This is a genomic window from Winogradskyella sp. HaHa_3_26 (assembly GCF_019278425.1).
Classification (GTDB): Bacteria; Bacteroidota; Bacteroidia; order Flavobacteriales; family Flavobacteriaceae; genus Winogradskyella; species Winogradskyella undariae.
On sequence record NZ_CP058981.1, the window covers coordinates 3968742 to 3986269 of the forward strand.

General features: G+C 31.3%; 11 protein-coding genes. 9 read left to right on the top strand and 2 right to left on the bottom strand.

Going from position 1 to position 17528, the window contains the following annotated elements:
* Positions 1–73 precede the first annotated feature (73 nt).
* Positions 74–3643, bottom strand: coding sequence for a choice-of-anchor I family protein (locus H0I32_RS17265; protein WP_179313238.1), 3570 nt, complete (start codon positions 3641–3643; stop codon positions 74–76).
* Positions 3644–3913: 270 nt separating this feature from the next.
* On the opposite strand from H0I32_RS17265, the gene dnaK reads away from it, so the two are divergent.
* The 9 genes from dnaK (at position 3914) to H0I32_RS17310 (ending at position 16862) form a co-directional block, all read left to right on the top strand.
* Positions 3914–5818: a molecular chaperone DnaK gene (gene dnaK / locus H0I32_RS17270; RefSeq protein ID WP_179313237.1), complete on the top strand. Its 1905-nt coding sequence runs from the start codon at positions 3914–3916 to the stop codon at positions 5816–5818.
* A gap of 215 nt (positions 5819–6033) precedes the next feature.
* A complete protein-coding gene (locus H0I32_RS17275; RefSeq protein ID WP_179313236.1) occupies positions 6034–6549 on the top strand; it encodes an outer membrane beta-barrel protein in 516 nt (171 codons plus the stop codon).
* Positions 6550–6630: 81 nt separating this feature from the next.
* Positions 6631–7197: an RNA polymerase sigma factor gene (locus H0I32_RS17280; protein WP_179313235.1), complete on the top strand. Its 567-nt coding sequence runs from the start codon at positions 6631–6633 to the stop codon at positions 7195–7197.
* On the top strand, positions 7184–7954 hold the full coding sequence (locus tag H0I32_RS17285; RefSeq protein WP_179313234.1) for a hypothetical protein: 771 nt from the start codon (positions 7184–7186) through the stop codon (positions 7952–7954). Before H0I32_RS17280 ends, H0I32_RS17285 begins: the two co-directional genes overlap by 14 nt.
* Before the next feature lie 20 nt (positions 7955–7974).
* The gene (locus tag H0I32_RS17290) at positions 7975–9036 is read left to right on the top strand and encodes a hypothetical protein (protein ID WP_179313233.1); all 1062 of its coding nucleotides are present in this window, start codon (positions 7975–7977) and stop codon (positions 9034–9036) included.
* Between the two features lie 87 nt (positions 9037–9123).
* On the top strand, positions 9124–10353 hold the full coding sequence (locus tag H0I32_RS17295; protein ID WP_179313232.1) for a class I SAM-dependent rRNA methyltransferase: 1230 nt from the start codon (positions 9124–9126) through the stop codon (positions 10351–10353).
* Between the two features lie 168 nt (positions 10354–10521).
* Positions 10522–11484, top strand: coding sequence for an NAD(P)H-dependent flavin oxidoreductase (locus tag H0I32_RS17300; RefSeq protein WP_256928813.1), 963 nt, complete (start codon positions 10522–10524; stop codon positions 11482–11484).
* Positions 11485–11880: 396 nt separating this feature from the next.
* The gene (locus H0I32_RS17305) at positions 11881–16437 is read left to right on the top strand and encodes a PAS domain S-box protein (RefSeq protein WP_179313230.1); all 4557 of its coding nucleotides are present in this window, start codon (positions 11881–11883) and stop codon (positions 16435–16437) included.
* 5 nt (positions 16438–16442) lie between these two features.
* Positions 16443–16862 carry a response regulator gene (locus H0I32_RS17310; RefSeq protein WP_173588819.1) on the top strand — a complete coding sequence of 140 codons (420 nt, stop codon included), beginning with the start codon at positions 16443–16445 and terminating at the stop codon, positions 16860–16862.
* Here H0I32_RS17310 and H0I32_RS17315 read toward each other — a convergent pair.
* Positions 16854–17492, bottom strand: a complete 639-nt coding sequence (locus H0I32_RS17315; RefSeq protein WP_179313229.1) for an alpha/beta hydrolase — start codon at positions 17490–17492, stop codon at positions 16854–16856. The genes H0I32_RS17310 and H0I32_RS17315 overlap by 9 nt on opposite strands.
* Between the last annotated feature and the right edge of the window lie 36 nt (positions 17493–17528).

Here is a 17528-nt window from a genome sequence, read left to right on the forward strand (position 1 = left end):
AGAAGTAATTATACCAAAAAAAACACCTTCATTTTGAAGGTGTTTAATTCTAAATACTATGTTTTTGAAATTCTTACTTGATTAAAAGCTTAATGCTCTCACCAGAATTTGTTTTCAAAATATAAGTTCCAGCATTTAAGCTAGGTAATTGTAAACTTATAGTACCTTCTTTAGACGTTATTTCACGACCTTGAATATCAAATAAAGCTACAGAAACAGTTTGGTTAAAATGAACCGTTTGGTTAGATTTAGTTGGGTTAGGATACATTTTAAAAGCATTAGATGCTAAAGTAAATTCATCCGTGTTTAAAGTGTCGTTATTAAGTGCATAGAAACTTAAGGTAGAACTTACTTCATTAGCCATAATAACTAAACCAGTGCCATTAGGACTGTTTTCTGCTGAGACATAGATAATACCTTCAGGACCTAAATCTCCACCTTCGTCATCACCTAAGTCTCTGTTGTTAATGTATTTTTCAAAAACAGCATTGTTAGGATCTGTAATGTTGTATGCCATAAGACCACCAACACGTTCTAAAGTTATAAAAGCGTAAAACTCACCATTAATTTCTGCTACAGTTACACCTTCTGGCTCAGGACCTTTATTGTCACTTCTGTTTTTAAAGTTGTTATTACTGTTACTAGCGTTAAATAATTCGCCATAAATAGGATCGTTTGCAGTGATACGTTCAAAATCATCAGCGCTATCAAAAACTAAAGCACCAGTTACTGTATTCCAAATACTGAAAGAACGCGAACCAAATACGTGAATTTCGTCAATATCACCATCATTATCTAAATCACCAGTAGCTGTTGTAGCCGTTAATCGACCTAAGTTGCTATCTAATTGTAAAAATTCAGCATTAGGAAAAATAGTAGAGTCTAAGTTTAAATCACTAACACGCTCTTCTTCTGCATAAGTGTCATATTCTCTGGCATCACCTTCGTTGGCAGTTACTAAATAAGTAACACCATTAACTTCATAAGAAGCCATTGCATCTGGCATATACATTCCTTTTATTGGCCAATTTGCTAAGAAAATGAAACCGGTATCATCTGAAGCATCTAAAGTATTTCCTGCTAAAGCATGATCTTTTAAACCTAAAGGTAAAATATCGGTAATTGTATTTGTTGTTAAATCAATAACACCAACAGCATTGTTTTCTTGAAGCGTTACATAAGCGGTTTGAGAATCGTTAGAAAACGTAATGTATTCTGGTTCCATATCTTGAGAAACCGTAGCATTAGGTCCAAATACTCTAATACCTTCTGCTTGAAGTGATGCTAATTGACTATCAAAACTATTAAAGTTGATGTTTAAAACATTGGTTTGAGAAATATTTCCTAATCCTCCAGTAACATCAATAACAGAAATACTACCTTCAGGATCTACAGAGTAATCATCATTAGGTTGTCCTTCATTTGCTACTAAAAGTTTTGTACCATCTGGTGTGAAACCAACCATATCTGGAAGATTACCAGCAGTAATAGTAGAAGAAATTACACCATCAATATCGCAAAACACAACAACACCATCTTCTAAAGGTCCTTTAGAAATACCAAGAGCTACTATATTATTCATGTAGGCAACACTTGTTGGGTCACCGTAAGTCGATAAATCTATAGAGCTGATTGTAGTAATGTTAGTGATATCAGAGAAATCTAAAATCTCTAATTTTTGAGCTACTGAATTTAAAACGAATAAACGTTGAGAAACAGGATCGTGTGCTACAATTTCAGCAGAACCAGCATCATCTACTAAATAGCTTGATACATATTCCATACCTAAAACATCTGTAGGAACAGGAATCATATGGTCTTCATCTAAAATATAAACTCCTGAAGTTTCATGAGCACCAAGTGTTGCGTTAGTTGGATTAGAAAGTTCTAAGATAAAAAGCTCATCCATTTCAGCTAAAGCGTCATTTACAACAGGAATAGTAATTATAATTGCTTCTGTTGTGTTTGCTGGGAAAGTTAAAGTTTGGTTAGCAAAAGTGAAATCATCACCTTCAGTTGCTGTTAATAATTCAGTAACTAAACTAACATCTATAGAAACTGCATCATTAGGTGTTGCAGATAATTCTACAGTAATATCTATAGACGTACCGTCTTCACTAATTACATACGTATTTTCTGTAAAGCTCACTTGAGGCGTAACGTTGGTTACTGGTGTGTAACTTCCTGGTGAAGCAAAAACATCTTCACCTAAAGATTGACCTACTAAGTTTGTTGCAGGTGTCCAGTTGGTACCTTCATTAAAATTAGCTTCAGGATTTAATAATTCTAAAGAAGGACCATCACCATCTGCCGTAGTTGGCCAAGGGGCATCATCACTATATTCAACTTGAGAAATTATAGTACCATCAGAATTTTTAATCTCTAATAATTCACCACCATTACCCATAGCGTTAGAAATTGCTTGTGGCATATCTAAAAAAGAAACACCATAAAAAGCATCTGCTGAAGCTTTGTCTGTTGCTAATAATACAATCTCACCAGCAGCAAGCGTCATTTCTGGGAAAGTGAAGTTGAAATTACCTTCATCGTTTACGGTAATTCCACCTAAAGCGATAGAAGATGTTCCGTTATTATAAATTTCTAAAAATTCAAGCGCATCAGAATCATCAGAAGGTGCATTGTACATAATCTCCGTGATGATTAATCCAGACGTTAATCCATTGTAAAATAAATCGTCACTTTCGTAAGCAGTTGTCTGCATGTTAGATGATACATCCTCTAAATTATTAACAGTTACTTTGTAAGCTGTACCTTCGGTAAAACCTGAATGTGTAATAGTTGCTTTTAAAGAGCTATTATCATAAACAATAGTATTTATGGTTAACGCAGGATTAAAAACATAATTATTTAGCGTTTCAGCAGAAGTAGTTGTTACGGCTTCTGTGAATGTAATTTCAACGGTGTTTTGATCTGTTGCTTCAACATTAGCAACATTAGGTGCATTGGTGTCAGAAGTAGAAATAACAAAAGCAGTAGTATTAAAAGGAATATCTGGTGCAATACCATCAATTCCCTGATCACCACTGCCATCTTGTAAGTCATAATTAGTCATGTCATTTAAAGCCACCAAATATCCGTTAGCTGTAAAACCAGTTCTTGGTCCATTATATTGAGCAATATCAGTTCCGTTAGTATAAGTGATAGCCGTTGTTCCTTCAGTTAATCCAGTTCCTATTAAACCTGTTCCGGCGCCATCATCATAAGCAGAAGAGGAATTAGAAGCAGCAGCAATAAAGGTTGTTGGTGTATCTACATCTGTACCTAGGTAAACAAAGATAGCTTCAGCGGAAGCTGACATTCCACCTGGAGAACCAATAATAGTTCCGTGAGATACATTTGGAGTTGAACTAATGGTATAAAATGTAATTATAGTTCCTGCAGTAATTACGTCAGTACCAGTTTGCCATTCGTAATTAGCTTCGCCAGAATTAAATTCAGTTTCTTCCCATTCTTTATCAGAAAAATAAATTGTTGTGTTTGCAGCAATATCAACAAAAGTGACCATTGAAAAATCATCATCACCATCGGCATTAAAAGCTGTAAAGGACATATTTCCAGTCTCTAACTGTGCACTTATGGCACATGTAAAAAAAATAAAGAATAATTGTAAAATGTGTTTCATGTTTTGATTGTTTTAATTTTGCGTGAAATTATTAATCAAAAGTTTCGTGAGTATTCACAGTATGTTATAAAAGGATGAAGAAATTTTCAATAATGTTAAGTGAAGGTATAGTTAACGTTAGTAAATGAGATTATTACATAACAATTTATTAAAGTGACATCATGTCATATTTTTTGTCATGGCATAATCATTGACTAATACTAACCGAGTATAAAAAATAATAACATTATAATTTTCGTGAGAGCGAAAAACTATTAACAAATAAATATTATGAGTAAGATTATTGGAATTGATTTAGGTACAACCAACTCTTGTGTTTCTGTAATGGAAGGTAATGAGCCAGTTGTAATCCCAAACGCTGAAGGTAAAAGAACAACACCTTCAGTTATCGCTTTCGTTGAAGGTGGTGAAATTAAAGTTGGAGATCCAGCAAAAAGACAAGCAGTTACTAACCCAACAAAAACAGTTTATTCTATTAAACGTTTTATGGGTAATAAGTATTCTGAGTCTACAAAAGAAGCAGAACGTGTACCATATAAAGTGGTAAAAGGTGATAATGACACACCACGTGTAGATATTGATGGTCGTTTATATACACCTCAAGAATTATCTGCTATGATTCTTCAAAAAATGAAGAAAACTGCTGAAGATTATTTAGGACAGTCTGTGTCTGAAGCTGTAATTACAGTTCCAGCATATTTTAACGATGCACAACGTCAGGCAACTAAAGAAGCTGGTGAGATTGCAGGTTTAAAAGTTCGTAGAATTATTAACGAACCTACAGCTGCAGCTTTAGCTTACGGAATGGACAAAAAAGGTACTGACCAAAAAATCGTTGTATTTGATTTTGGTGGTGGAACACATGATGTTTCTATCTTAGAATTAGGTGACGGTGTATTTGAAGTATTATCTACAGATGGTGATACACACTTAGGTGGTGATGATGTTGATCAACGTATTATCGATTGGTTAGCTGAAGAATTTATCGCTGACGAAAATATGGACTTACGTAAAGACCCAATGGCTTTACAACGTTTAAAAGAAGCTGCTGAAAAAGCGAAGATTGAATTATCTTCTTCTGCACAAACAGAAATTAACTTACCATACGTTACAGCTACAGCTAGTGGACCAAAACACTTAGTGCGTTCATTAACACGTTCTAAATTTGAGCAGTTAATTGACGATTTAATCAAACGTACTATTGATCCTTGTGCTTCTGCATTAAAAGCAGCAGGTTTATCTAAGTCTGATATTGACGAAGTTATTTTAGTAGGTGGTTCTACACGTATTCCTGCAGTTGTATCAGCAGTAGAGAAATTCTTCGGAAAAACACCAAGTAAAGGTGTAAACCCTGATGAAGTTGTTTCTTTAGGAGCAGGTATCCAAGGTGGTGTATTAACAGGTGATGTAAAAGACGTTCTTTTATTAGACGTAACACCATTATCTCTTGGTATTGAAACTATGGGTAACGTTAAAACAAACTTAATTGAGGCTAACACAACGATTCCTACTAAGAAATCGCAAGTATTCTCAACAGCTGCAGATAATCAGCCATCAGTAGAAATTCACGTTTTACAAGGTGAGCGTCCAATGGCAGCAGATAACAAAACAATTGGTCGTTTCCATTTAGATGGTATTCCACCAGCAAGAAGAGGAACACCTCAAATTGAAGTAACGTTTGATATTGATGCCAATGGTATCATTAAAGTATCTGCTACAGATAAAGCAACAAACAAAACGCAAGATATCCGTATTGAAGCATCTTCAGGATTAACAGAAGAGGAAATTCAAAAGATGAAAGCTGAAGCTGAAGCAAATGCTGAATCAGATGCTAAAGCAGCAGATAACGCTAAGAAATTAAACGAAGCGGATTCTATGATTTTCCAAACCGAAAGTCAATTGACAGAATTTGGTGATAAATTATCTGATGATAAAAAAGCACCAATAGAAGCAGCACTTGAAGAATTGAAAGCAGCATACGAATCAAAAGATATCGCAGTTATTGAACCAGCTTTAGAGAAAATCAACGAAGCATGGAAAGTAGCAAGTGAAGAAATGTACAAAGCGCAAGCTGAAGGACAAGGAGCACCAGCAGGTGGACCAGAAGCAGGTGCAGAGCAACCAGCTGATGATTCTAGCGATGTTGAAGATGTAGATTTCGAAGAAGTGAAATAAGCATTAAGCTTAAAGTTGGAAACTTTAAAAAGTTAAAGACTAAATAATAAATAAAAAACGCAATCATTAATTTGATTGCGTTTTTTTTTACATTTATTTTAACTTTTTTTTAATTCTCATCCAACCATTGTTTATTTAAAAGCGTTTTTATTAATAGAAGGCCAACTTGAAAGTGTACTTCAATAAAAATTAATAACAAATTTAAAATACTTATTATGAGAAAAGTAAACTACATTTTAATTTTAGTCCTAACATTTAGTATCAATTTAGCTGCAGCTCAAGATAAAGATTCAGATACATCAAAATTTTCAATGGGTTTTGCATTAAATGAACAATTCGTAGGTAAAGATACTGGAGAAAATATTGAAGGATTTTTAGGTTACTCTATTAATTCTAATATGAGTATTTATTTGTCAGCTGCAAATGCAACGATGAGAAGTAAAGCCTTAGATACAAATTATGAATTAGATAAATATGCAATTCAAGTAACTTATGATTTTTTAAAATCTGAAAACACTAAACTTGAATCCTTATTTGGATTTTCATACGTTAATTTTGATGAAAAAATTCTTGAAGATGATAATAATGGACTTGGCATAGATTTAGGAATTCAAACAGTTTTTAATTTAAACAATAGACTTAACTATGGCTTAAGAGTCGTTTCAACTTATAGTAATTTTTCACCAGGTGGTATATTAAATGCAGGAATAATATTTAGATACAACATTTAAAATCAATAAAGATTATTGATATGCACACTAATTTTTAAAATTAAAAATTAAAGAAAATATATAAAAGACTAGCATATAAAAATGTCAAAATTAAGAACTATAAACCAAAGTGTAGATTTGCTTGTTGAACTCGCTAAGGCGTTCAATCAAAAAGCACAGTTGGCACTATATGATAAGTATTCAGAAAAGATGCTTGGGGTTTGTAGGCAATACATTAGGGATTTACATTATGCAGAAGATGTTATGATTACAGCATTTCATAAAGCATTTCAAAATATAGAAAAATATGAACCCTATGGAAGTTTTGAAGGTTGGTTAAGGCGGATTATGGTTCGTGAATGTATTTCATATTTACGAATTCATAAAAATAAATTCAACGTTGTAGAAATAGGAGATTACCATTTTATACAGCCAGCTTCAAAAACTGAAGATTCAACTTCAGATGTTATTCAGAAAGCTGTAGACCAACTTCCTATAGGTTGTAAAACCATATTTAACCTTTATGTCATTGAAGGCTATAAACATCGAGAAATTGCAGTACTACTAAAAATTAGTATAGGAACTTCAAAATCGCAATTAGCACACGCTAAAAAGCTTTTAAAAAATAGTCTTATACAGTTAAATTTGAAAGAGAATGGAACTAAATAATATAGAAAACTTAATTAAAGAGAATTTTAAGGATCGAAGTATTGAACCGTCTTTTGAGGCTAGAAATCGTTTAATTGTAGCATTAAATACAAAACCTAAAAAGAAGAAAAGACTATGGTTAAACTATGCTGTAGCGGCATCCTTTATAATAGGATTGTTTTTAGGTGGTAGTCAATTCTTTTTGAAAAATCAAGATATAGAACAGCCAGTAAAAATAGGTTTCGAAAAAAACAAACCACAACTTAAACAAAACGATGCGCTAGATTTAAAGGATCAAAATAACGCTATTGTGTTAGAAGAGCAACAAGAATTGAAGTCCATAAAAACAAGAATTGAAAAAGAGAAATTAATTTCTAATTCAAAAGTTAAAACCTTAAAACAAGAGCTTGTTCAAGAAGAGTTTCCCTTTCAAAAAAAACAAGATTTTCTTGTTGAAAATAGAGTAAAACTATTTAAAGAAAAAGATTCAATAAAAGAGGAAGGGGTTGAGAGATTAGCAAACGATAGTAAAATAAAACCGTTTCAATATATTACGGCTGAAAAACTTTTGCAAGTTACAATGGCAGATAGTAGTTTAGAATTGCATAAAAATCACAATAAGCAAATAAAGACTTACCTAGAATCTGAAGAGCTATTGGTTAAGATGGAAACACAGTTATTTGACGAAAAAAATAAAAGTATTTTTAAAAAAGCAGGTAAGCAGCTTAAAGAACTAAAAGAAGCAGTTGCAAATAGAAATTACGAACACAACCATTAATCAATTAAAATTATTTTATTATGAAGCAGACAATTTTATGTATTGCCGTGTTATGTTGTACCTCATATTTAATGGCACAAACCAATACTTTTGAAGCAAAAGCAGCAATTATAGCCTCTAGAATTGATTCTATTACAAGTTCTGAAAAGCGTACTTTAAAAAAGGAAATCAAGAAGCTTGATAAAAAAGTAGAAAATAAAGAGATAACTTTAGAAAGTGCTGTGTTAGAAAAAAAGAAACTAGCAGCATATCATGCAGACCGAATTAATAGTGGTGTTTTTAGTCAAGAACAAAAATTACAAGCTTTAATTCAAGATAAAGTTAGTGGTAAACTAGAATTGAATGAGGATGATAATGAATGGAATACACCACTAATATCTGTTTTTGAAGAAGAAAACTTTTATAAGGATTCTATTAGTGGTTTAAAAGTAGAAAAACGCCTTACAACGCAATTTGTTTTAGCTTTTGGGATTAATAAAATATTAAACGATAATAGTGGTTATTACGGTAATGGATTCAAGTCAAATCTATTAGGAAATAGTGAGTTAGGTTTTACGTTTAAATATAGATTTAAGGAAGAAACAAACTTTTGGAACTTAAAATTTGGATTATCTATGATGGTTGATGATATAAGGCCAAAAAATGATAATGATATATTGGTAACCAATGGAGATGAAACAACGTATCAAGATATTGGTTATGACCTAAAAAGATCTAGATTAGATAACCTATCTATAGGTTTACCAGTGCATTTAGAAATAGATTTCTCTAAGCCACAATATCATGAAAAAACAGGAAAAACTTATTTGCGTTCTCAACGTGGTTTTAGAGCAGGATTAGGTGGGTATTTTTCTGTGAGGTTACATACTTCACAATTTATTAGATATAAACAAGATGGAAGTAATTTTAGGTTAACCGAAAAGGATGACTTTAATATGCATACCTTTAATTTTGGACCAAGTATTTATATGGGATATCGAGATGTAAGCCTTTATGTTAAATACAATGTAAACCCAATCTTTAAAAATAACCCTGAAGATATTAATAAGCTTTCTATAGGTTTACGATTAGACATTAATTAGAAGTTTTAGCTAATAAAGCAATATTACTACCAACATAAGAATGCCAATATATTTAAGTTTCGTACTTTCGAAGCCTAAAATATAAGCATGTCTTTTTCAGATCATATTCACTTTAATTACACACCTAAACGACTAGCCGTAAAGCTTAATGCAAAAGGCGAGCAATTCGTTGTTAAAGGACATCCATGGGTGTTTTCTAATAGTATTACTAAAATAAATGATGATGCCGCAACAGGTGATTTGGCTATTATCTTTAGTAAGAATAAAAACAAGGTGGTTGGTTTAGGATTTTACGATGCAGAATCACCAATCCGAATTAAAATGATTCATAATGCGGAAACAAAAGTTGAGATTAATGCTGAATTTTTTCAACATAAAATTGAATTAGCTTTTGAGAAACGTTCAGAATTACTTAAAACGAATACCAATAGTTACCGACTTTTATTTGGTGAGAATGATGGTTTTCCGGGCTTAATAGCAGATGTTTATGATTCAGTATTAGTTGTAAAAGTATATTCAGAAATATGGTTGCCGTATTTAAAACCTATTTTAGAAAGTTTACAACAAATATCTTCAGCCAAAACAGTTGTAATGCGTTTGAGTAGAGGTCTTCAAAATAGTGATAAACACAATTTAAAAGATGGAGAAGTTATATATGGTGTGCTAGAAAATGAAGTTGTGGAGTTTGTTGAGCATGACGTAAAATTTAGTGCAAACGTTATTAAAGGTCATAAAACAGGTTATTTCTTAGATCATAGAGCCAACAGAAAACGTGTTGGAGAAATGAGTAAAGGAAAAACAGTTTTAGATGTGTTTTCTTATGCAGGTGGATTTTCTGTACATGCTTTAGCAAATGGAGCAACGGAAGTAACAAGCTTAGATATAAGTAAGCAAGCCTTAGATATGGCACGCGAAAACGGAAAATTAAATGCTTATTCTGGCAAGCATAAAACCATTTCCGGTGATGCTTTTGAAGAAATGAAGGCTTTAATTGCAAAAGGAAAAACTTTTGATGTAGTTGTTATTGATCCGCCAAGTTTTGCCAAACAACAATCTGAAATTGATTTAGCGAAGAAGAAATATGGGCAATTAGCAGAGTTAGGGGAGAAGCTTACCTCTAAAAATGGCCTTTTAGTTTTAGCATCTTGTTCTTCTCGAGTATTGGCACAAGCATTTTTCGATTTAAACGCTCAAGTTTTAAATTCTAAACACAGGCTTTTTGAGGTAGAACTTAAAACAAAACACGATAGTGATCACCCAATAGCATTTACAGAAGGCGCTTATTTAAAATGCGGTTATTATCGATTTTTAGAATAATACAGGCTCTTAGGTCTTATTCGTGTTAAATTTTAAAACATTAATTTCATGTATATTTAATATTTATAAAGCATAAAATTGCTGTTATCTTAATTTTTTACATATTAAAGTTCTTAATTCGTAATATGGTGTTATGCGCGCATAATAAAATACATTATATTTGTGACTATAAGCGATTATAATATGCAAACGAAACTTACTCAGATTCTCAACTTAAAATTTCCAATTATACAAGCACCAATGTTTTTGGTGTCTAACGTAGCTATGGTTTCAGAAGCTATGAAATCTGGTATTGCAGGTTGTATTCCTGCATTAAATTACAGAACATTAGATCAATTAAGGTCTGCTATTAAAGCGTTAAAAGCATCTAAAGTTGAAGGTGGTGCTTTTGGATTTAATTTAATTGTGAATAAATCTAATGTGAAGTATAAAGGACAATTAGAAGTGCTCTGTGAAGAAGGTTGTGATTTTATTATTACCTCATTAGGAAGTCCTGAAGCAACAATTAAACAAGCACATGCAGCAGGTATTAAAGTGTTTTGTGATGTTACCGATTTAAAATTTGCTAAAAAAGTAGAACAATTGGGTGCAGATGCAGCTATCGCTGTAAACAATGAAGCTGGTGGACACCGAGGAAACTTATCGCCAAAAGCGTTAACAAATTTATTAAGTAAAGAATTAAATATCCCTGTGATTTCTGCAGGAGGCGTTGGTTGTAAAGCTGATATCGATAAAATGTTGAGTTATGGTGCAGAAGGTGTTTCTGTTGGTAGTCCTTTTATAGCATCGGTTGAAGCAGGTGTTACAGACGATTATAAGAAAGCTTGCGTAGCATACGGAGCTAAAGATATTATAATGACTGAACGTATTTCTGGTACGCCTTGTACCGTTATTAATACGCCTTATGTTCAGAAAATTGGTACTAAAACCACTTGGATAGAAAGTTTATTAAACAAGAATAAAAGTTTAAAAAAATGGGTTAAAATGATTCGTTTTTCAATTGGTATGAAAGCTACAGAAAATGCGGCTAAAAAAGCAACTTACAAAACGGTTTGGGTAGCGGGACCAAGTATAGAACACACTACAGAAATTCTTCCTGTTAAAATGATTGTTTCAAAATTAACGACTTAAAATAATTATCATTTTTTAATATATAAAAAGTATCTCATTGATATTCAATGAAACGTATATTCATTTATCATTAACCATTAATTACAGTTTATTCTTCAAATTATATAGGTCTTTTTTATTTATTTAGAATTGGTCTTTATATAAATTAAGTGCTTTTATTTTAATAAGGTATTGATGGATAAAATATTTTATTTGTCGTTCTTAATCTATTTGTAATAAATACTTTATAACTAATTTCAACTATTCGACCAAATGCATTTGTAATAAGATTTTTTTTGTATTTTAACATTTTATTACAATAAATAAAGTAAGCCCCCAAGTCATATTTACTTTTCTATATTTTAGATAATAGGCTTGAAAAAAATGTTTTATTATTAAATTATAGATAATCTTTTAATGAAGATATTACATCAATCAATCAAAAATAGATACATATTATTTGTATCCACTTTCATCATTATAATTCTAGCTCTGTTATTTCTTTTTCAACATAGCATTAATTCTCAAATTTCTGATGGACACTTAATTAATGTGTCAGGTAGGCAGAGAATGTTAAGTCAGAATATTACAAAGTTAACTTACGATATTGGTTACAATAATCTTTCAGGTTCAAATACTGAAAAAATTAAAATATTAGATTCACTTTTAGAAGAATGGGATAAACAACATAAATACCTTCATTTAAATAATACTCAAAATTGGAAAAATCACAAAATAGATTCATTATTAAATATTAATGAATCTTATCAAAATAAAATATTTACTGCAGGGAAAAACATTGTCAATAGCTATACCTTAAGTAGTATACAACCTAATATTTCTATTATTTCTTCATTAGAAAGGCTTTATCTAAATAACACTGATATTTTAGTATATGAATATCAGAAAGTGACAGAAGAACATCTAAAATTTTTAAGAAAAATAGTATATGTGTTCGCAATTATTGCCTTCATTATTATTTTAATAGAGCTTCTATATATTGTAATTCCAGGTTTAAAACAATTATTTCTAAGAAACCAGAAATTATTAGACTCAAATAAAAATTTAGCAATATCTGAGAATAAGTTAAAATCCAACTTATTAGAACTAACAAAATTAAAATCAGAGTTAGAAAAAAGAGAAGTTTTTAACAAAGCTTTTATTGATCAAGCACCAACTGCTATTGCTATGTTTGATAATGATATGTGTTATATATCTGTATCAAAACGTTGGATAAATGATTTTAAATTAGAAGGTAAAGCTATTCTTGGGCGTTCTCATTATGAAGTTTTTCCGGAAATTGGAGAGGGATGGAAAAACAAGCATAAAGCATGTTTGAAAGGCGCTATTGATATTTGTAATGAAGCACCTTTTATACGTGAAGATGGTTCAACACAATGGGTATATTGGGATACAAGACCATGGTATAATTCTGAAGGAAATATAGGGGGGATAATTATTCACACAGGAGATATTACTGAAGCTAAAGAAAAAGAAGACGCAAGAATTCGTGTTGAAAAAATATTAGATAAAACAAATGAAATTGCTAGAATAGGTGCTTGGGAAGTAGATTTAATAGAAAATAAAACTTTTTGGAGCAAGGTTGTTTGTGAAATACATGGCGTAGAAGAAGACTATATAGTAAATATAGAAGAAGGAATTAACTTTTATAAAGAAGGTAAGAGTAGAGATACGATTAGAAAAGTTTTTAATGAAGCTGTAACACATGGAACTCCTTATGATGTAGAATTAGAAATTATTAACAATAAAGGAGATTCTGTTTGGATACGTTCTATTGGGCAAGCAGAGATTGTAGATGATAAATGTGTACGTGTTTTTGGTGTGTTTCAAGATATAAGTAAAATAAAACTTTCTCAAAAATCTCTAAATAAGGCGCTTACAAAGCTAGAGGCTATATTTAATTCAAAATCCGTAGCTATTGTATCTGCTGGGACAGATGGTATTATAAATCAATTTAATAGAGGAGCTGAAATTTTAACAGGTTATTCAGCTTCAGAAGTAATAGGACTAGAAAGGCCTACACTTTACCATTTACAAGAAGAACTAGATGCATTTAATCTAGATATAGCTAAATTATATAATAAGAATCCTATAGGGTTTAGTGCACAATTAGAATTATCAAAAACCAATGATTACGATACTCGTGAATGGACTTACAAAAGAAAAGACGGATCTCTTGTACCTGTACAATTAACCTTAACTTCTATAAAAGATGAAAAAGGTAAACTTATAGGTTACTTAGGTGTCTCTACCGATATTTCGGAAAAGAAAATAGCTCAAGATGAACTTTTAAGAAAAAATCACCTATTAAATTTTGCAGAAGAGATTACTTCAATGGGGAATTGGGAGTGGGACATTACTTCTGGTCAAATAGAAATCTCAAATAACCTTTATAATATTTATGGAATTGAGAAGGGGACAAATGTTGATGTCAATACTTATCTAAGTTATATTCATCCAGATGATAAAGAATATTTAATTAAATTTTATAATGATATAAAAAATAATGCAAGAGAAGGAAAGCGTATCAATAAGTTTACGCATAGAATTGTATTAAAAGATGGTACGGAAAAAACGATTAGAGTCTCTTGTGAAGCTATAACCAACGATCAAGGAGACATCATTGAATTAAGTGGTGCTAGCCAAGATGTTACTGCAGCTGTTGCAGCAGAAAAAGATTTGAATAATGCACATATACAATTAAAAGCTATTTTTAATTCTGGACCTATAGCTATCGTCTCCACAGATAATAACGGAATATTGAATCATTTTAATCACGGAGCGGAACTTTTATTAGGGTATTCAGCATCAGAGATGATAGGATTTAAAGAGCCAGAAATCTATCATTTAGAAGAAGAATTAGATAACTTTAGAATTGATATAGCTACAAAATATGGTATAGATCCTCAAGGATTTGATCCTTATTTAGAATTAGCAAAACGAAATGAGTATGATACTCGTGAGTGGACTTACAAAAGAAAAGACGGTTCTACTTTTCCTGTAGAATTAACCTTAACAGCTATTAGAAATGAAGAAGGTAATAAAATAGGATTTTTAGGTGTAGCATTTGATATTACAGAAAGAGTATCCTCAAGAAATGAAATTTTAAGAAAAAATCAAATTTTAAATTTTGCAGAAGAAATTACATTAATGGGGAATTGGCAAGTAGATGTCATTACAAATACCACAAAATGGTCAGCTAATCTTTACAGAATTTTTCAGCTTGAAGAAACTACAGCAACAACTCTTAAAACATATCTTCATTATACACACCCTGAAGATAAAGATAGGGTTTCAGATCATATGAACTTAACCCTTACAAAAGGTATTTTTACAGATATTATACACAGAATTCAATTAACTGATGGCACCATTAAAAATGTACATCTCTTAGGGCAAGTAATAAAGGATAGTATAGGTAATGTTATAGAAGTCATTGGTACTTGCCAAGATGTTACAGCTCAAAAATTGACAGAAACAGAACTTTTAAGAAAAAATTATTTATTAAATTTTGCAGAAAGAATTACTCAGATTGGAAATTGGCAATGGGTTGTTGCCTCAGATACTTTAAAATGGTCATCTAATTTATATAGAATTTTTGAGTACGATGAAAACATAAAAGATTTAACTTATGATACTTTCTTTACCCATGTTCACCCAGAGGACAAAGAATATATTTCAGAGTTCATAAAAAAATCATTTGTAGAAAAAAAGTTTTCTAATAATTTTATACACCGTATAATTACAGGTAAAGGAACTATAAAAACTGTTCAATTTTTAGGTGAAGTAATCCTTAATGAGCAAGGAGAAATTATTGAAATGATGGGATCTTGCCAAGATATTACTGAACAGAAAATGGAAGAGAATAAGTTTAGAGGCTTATTAGAATCTGCGCCAGATGCTATGGTAATTGTAAATGAAAAAGGTCAAATACAACTCATAAACAAACAATCAGAAAAGTTATTTGGTTATACATCAGAAGAATTATTAGATCAATCTGTTGAAATACTTATTCCTTCAAGATTTATAGGTGATCATTCAACTTATCGTAATGAATTTTTCTCTAGCCCTAGTATAAAAGAAATGGGGGTTGAAAACGCAAAAGAATTATTTGCTAAACATAAAGATGGTAAAGAAATCCCTATTCAAATAAGCTTAAGTCCACTTCAAACAGAAGAAGGGATTTTAGTCTCTGCTGCTATACGAGATATCACTGTACAGAGATTAGCACAAAAAAGGATTTTAGATGCTAAACAAGATTTAGAAGTTATAACAAAAAAGTTGATTATTCAAAATAGTCAGCTTGCAGATTTTGCTCAGATTACGTCTCATAATTTACGTGCGCCGGTAAGTAATCTAAATTCACTTTTAGGCTTATATGTTGCATCTGAAGATGAATATGACAAAAAGATTTTATTTCAAAAATTTGAAACAGTTATTAATCATCTAACATTTACCTTAAATACATTAGTTAAAGCTATTAAAATTAAAAGTGATAAGTCAAGGCATACAGAAGAAATTTTGTTTAATGATGTATTAAAAAAGACAACAGAGATACTAAGTGGAGAAATATTAAAAACGAATGCCGTAATTAAAGCTGACTTTTCAAAAGTTTCAAAAATTAATTACGATAAAATTTATTTAGAAAGTATTTTTCTTAACTTAGTCGGCAATGCTATTAAATACAAGTCAAAAGACAGAATACCTAATATTATTATAGAATCTGAAAATCTAGAAGGGAAAATAAGATTGAAGATTAGTGATAACGGACTAGGTATAAACTTAGATAGACATGGTGAAAAAATATTTGGTTTAAACAAAGTATTTCATCGCCACCCAGATGCTAGAGGTATCGGTTTGTTTATGACCAAAACTCAAGTAGAAGCTATGGGAGGTACTATTTTGGTGTCAAGTAAAGTTAATGAGGGAACAACGTTTACAATAATTTTTTAATAGATATGAATAACCACTACAATATCTGTGTAATTGATGATGATGACATCTACCAATTCACGATTACTAAAATATTAGAGTCTATAAAATTAAGTAAGAAAATACTTCTTTTTTCTGATGGTGAAGAGGCTCTAGATTTTATGGTAAATAATCTATATAATGACGACGTGCTACCTGATGTTATTTTTTTAGATATCAACATGCCCATAATGGATGGTTTTCAATTTATGGAAGAGTATGTAGAGATTAAACATAAATTGAATAAGAAGATTGTTATTTATATGGTATCATCTTCTGTAGATCCTGTGGATATTGCAAAAGCAAAAGAGATAAGTGATGTGTCAGATTACATTATAAAACCTATAAAAGCAGGACAGTTAAGGACTATTATGGCTGGACTTGAAAATAATGGTAGCTTACACTAAGCTATTAATGTAAGCAACATTAACAACGTGTTTGCCTTCAAAAGGAAGAAACTCAACTTGTTTTCCAAATAATTCAATAGCACGTTTAGATTCTATCTCTATACGAGCTTCGTTTAAGTATTCATCTTCGGTACCATAAATTAATTTTACTTTGGTTGCTTTAGATAAGTAAGTAAAATCATTAGCTGTTAATTCTACTGGTATGCCACCAGAATGTAGCACTAATTGATCACATTTTAATTGCCTTCTAACTAAATAACGCATAGCGACACTAACACCTTGTGAATATCCAAAAACGACAAGATTAATAGCTTTCGGAATTTGCTCTGCTTCCAAAACAGCATCCATATAATTAAGAATATTATCCATACCTGTTTCGGTTCGGTCTCTTGTTAGCCAGTTGGCACCAACATGCATTCTAGGTTGAATATAAAACTTACTCGGCGCTTGTGGGGCAATGATGTAATTCTCTGCAGCGTTTAATTTTTTGAAATACCTTAAAAAATAACGACTTAAGTAACCCATACCGTGACAAACAAGCCAAACGGTTTTAGTTTGTTCAGTAAGTGTATTTAAAGTAGAGTAGGAGTTACGTGTTGTATATGTGATTTCTTTCTCTTGCGAATTCATTATTCTAGGTGGTTTCTGTATCTTTGTAATAGATTC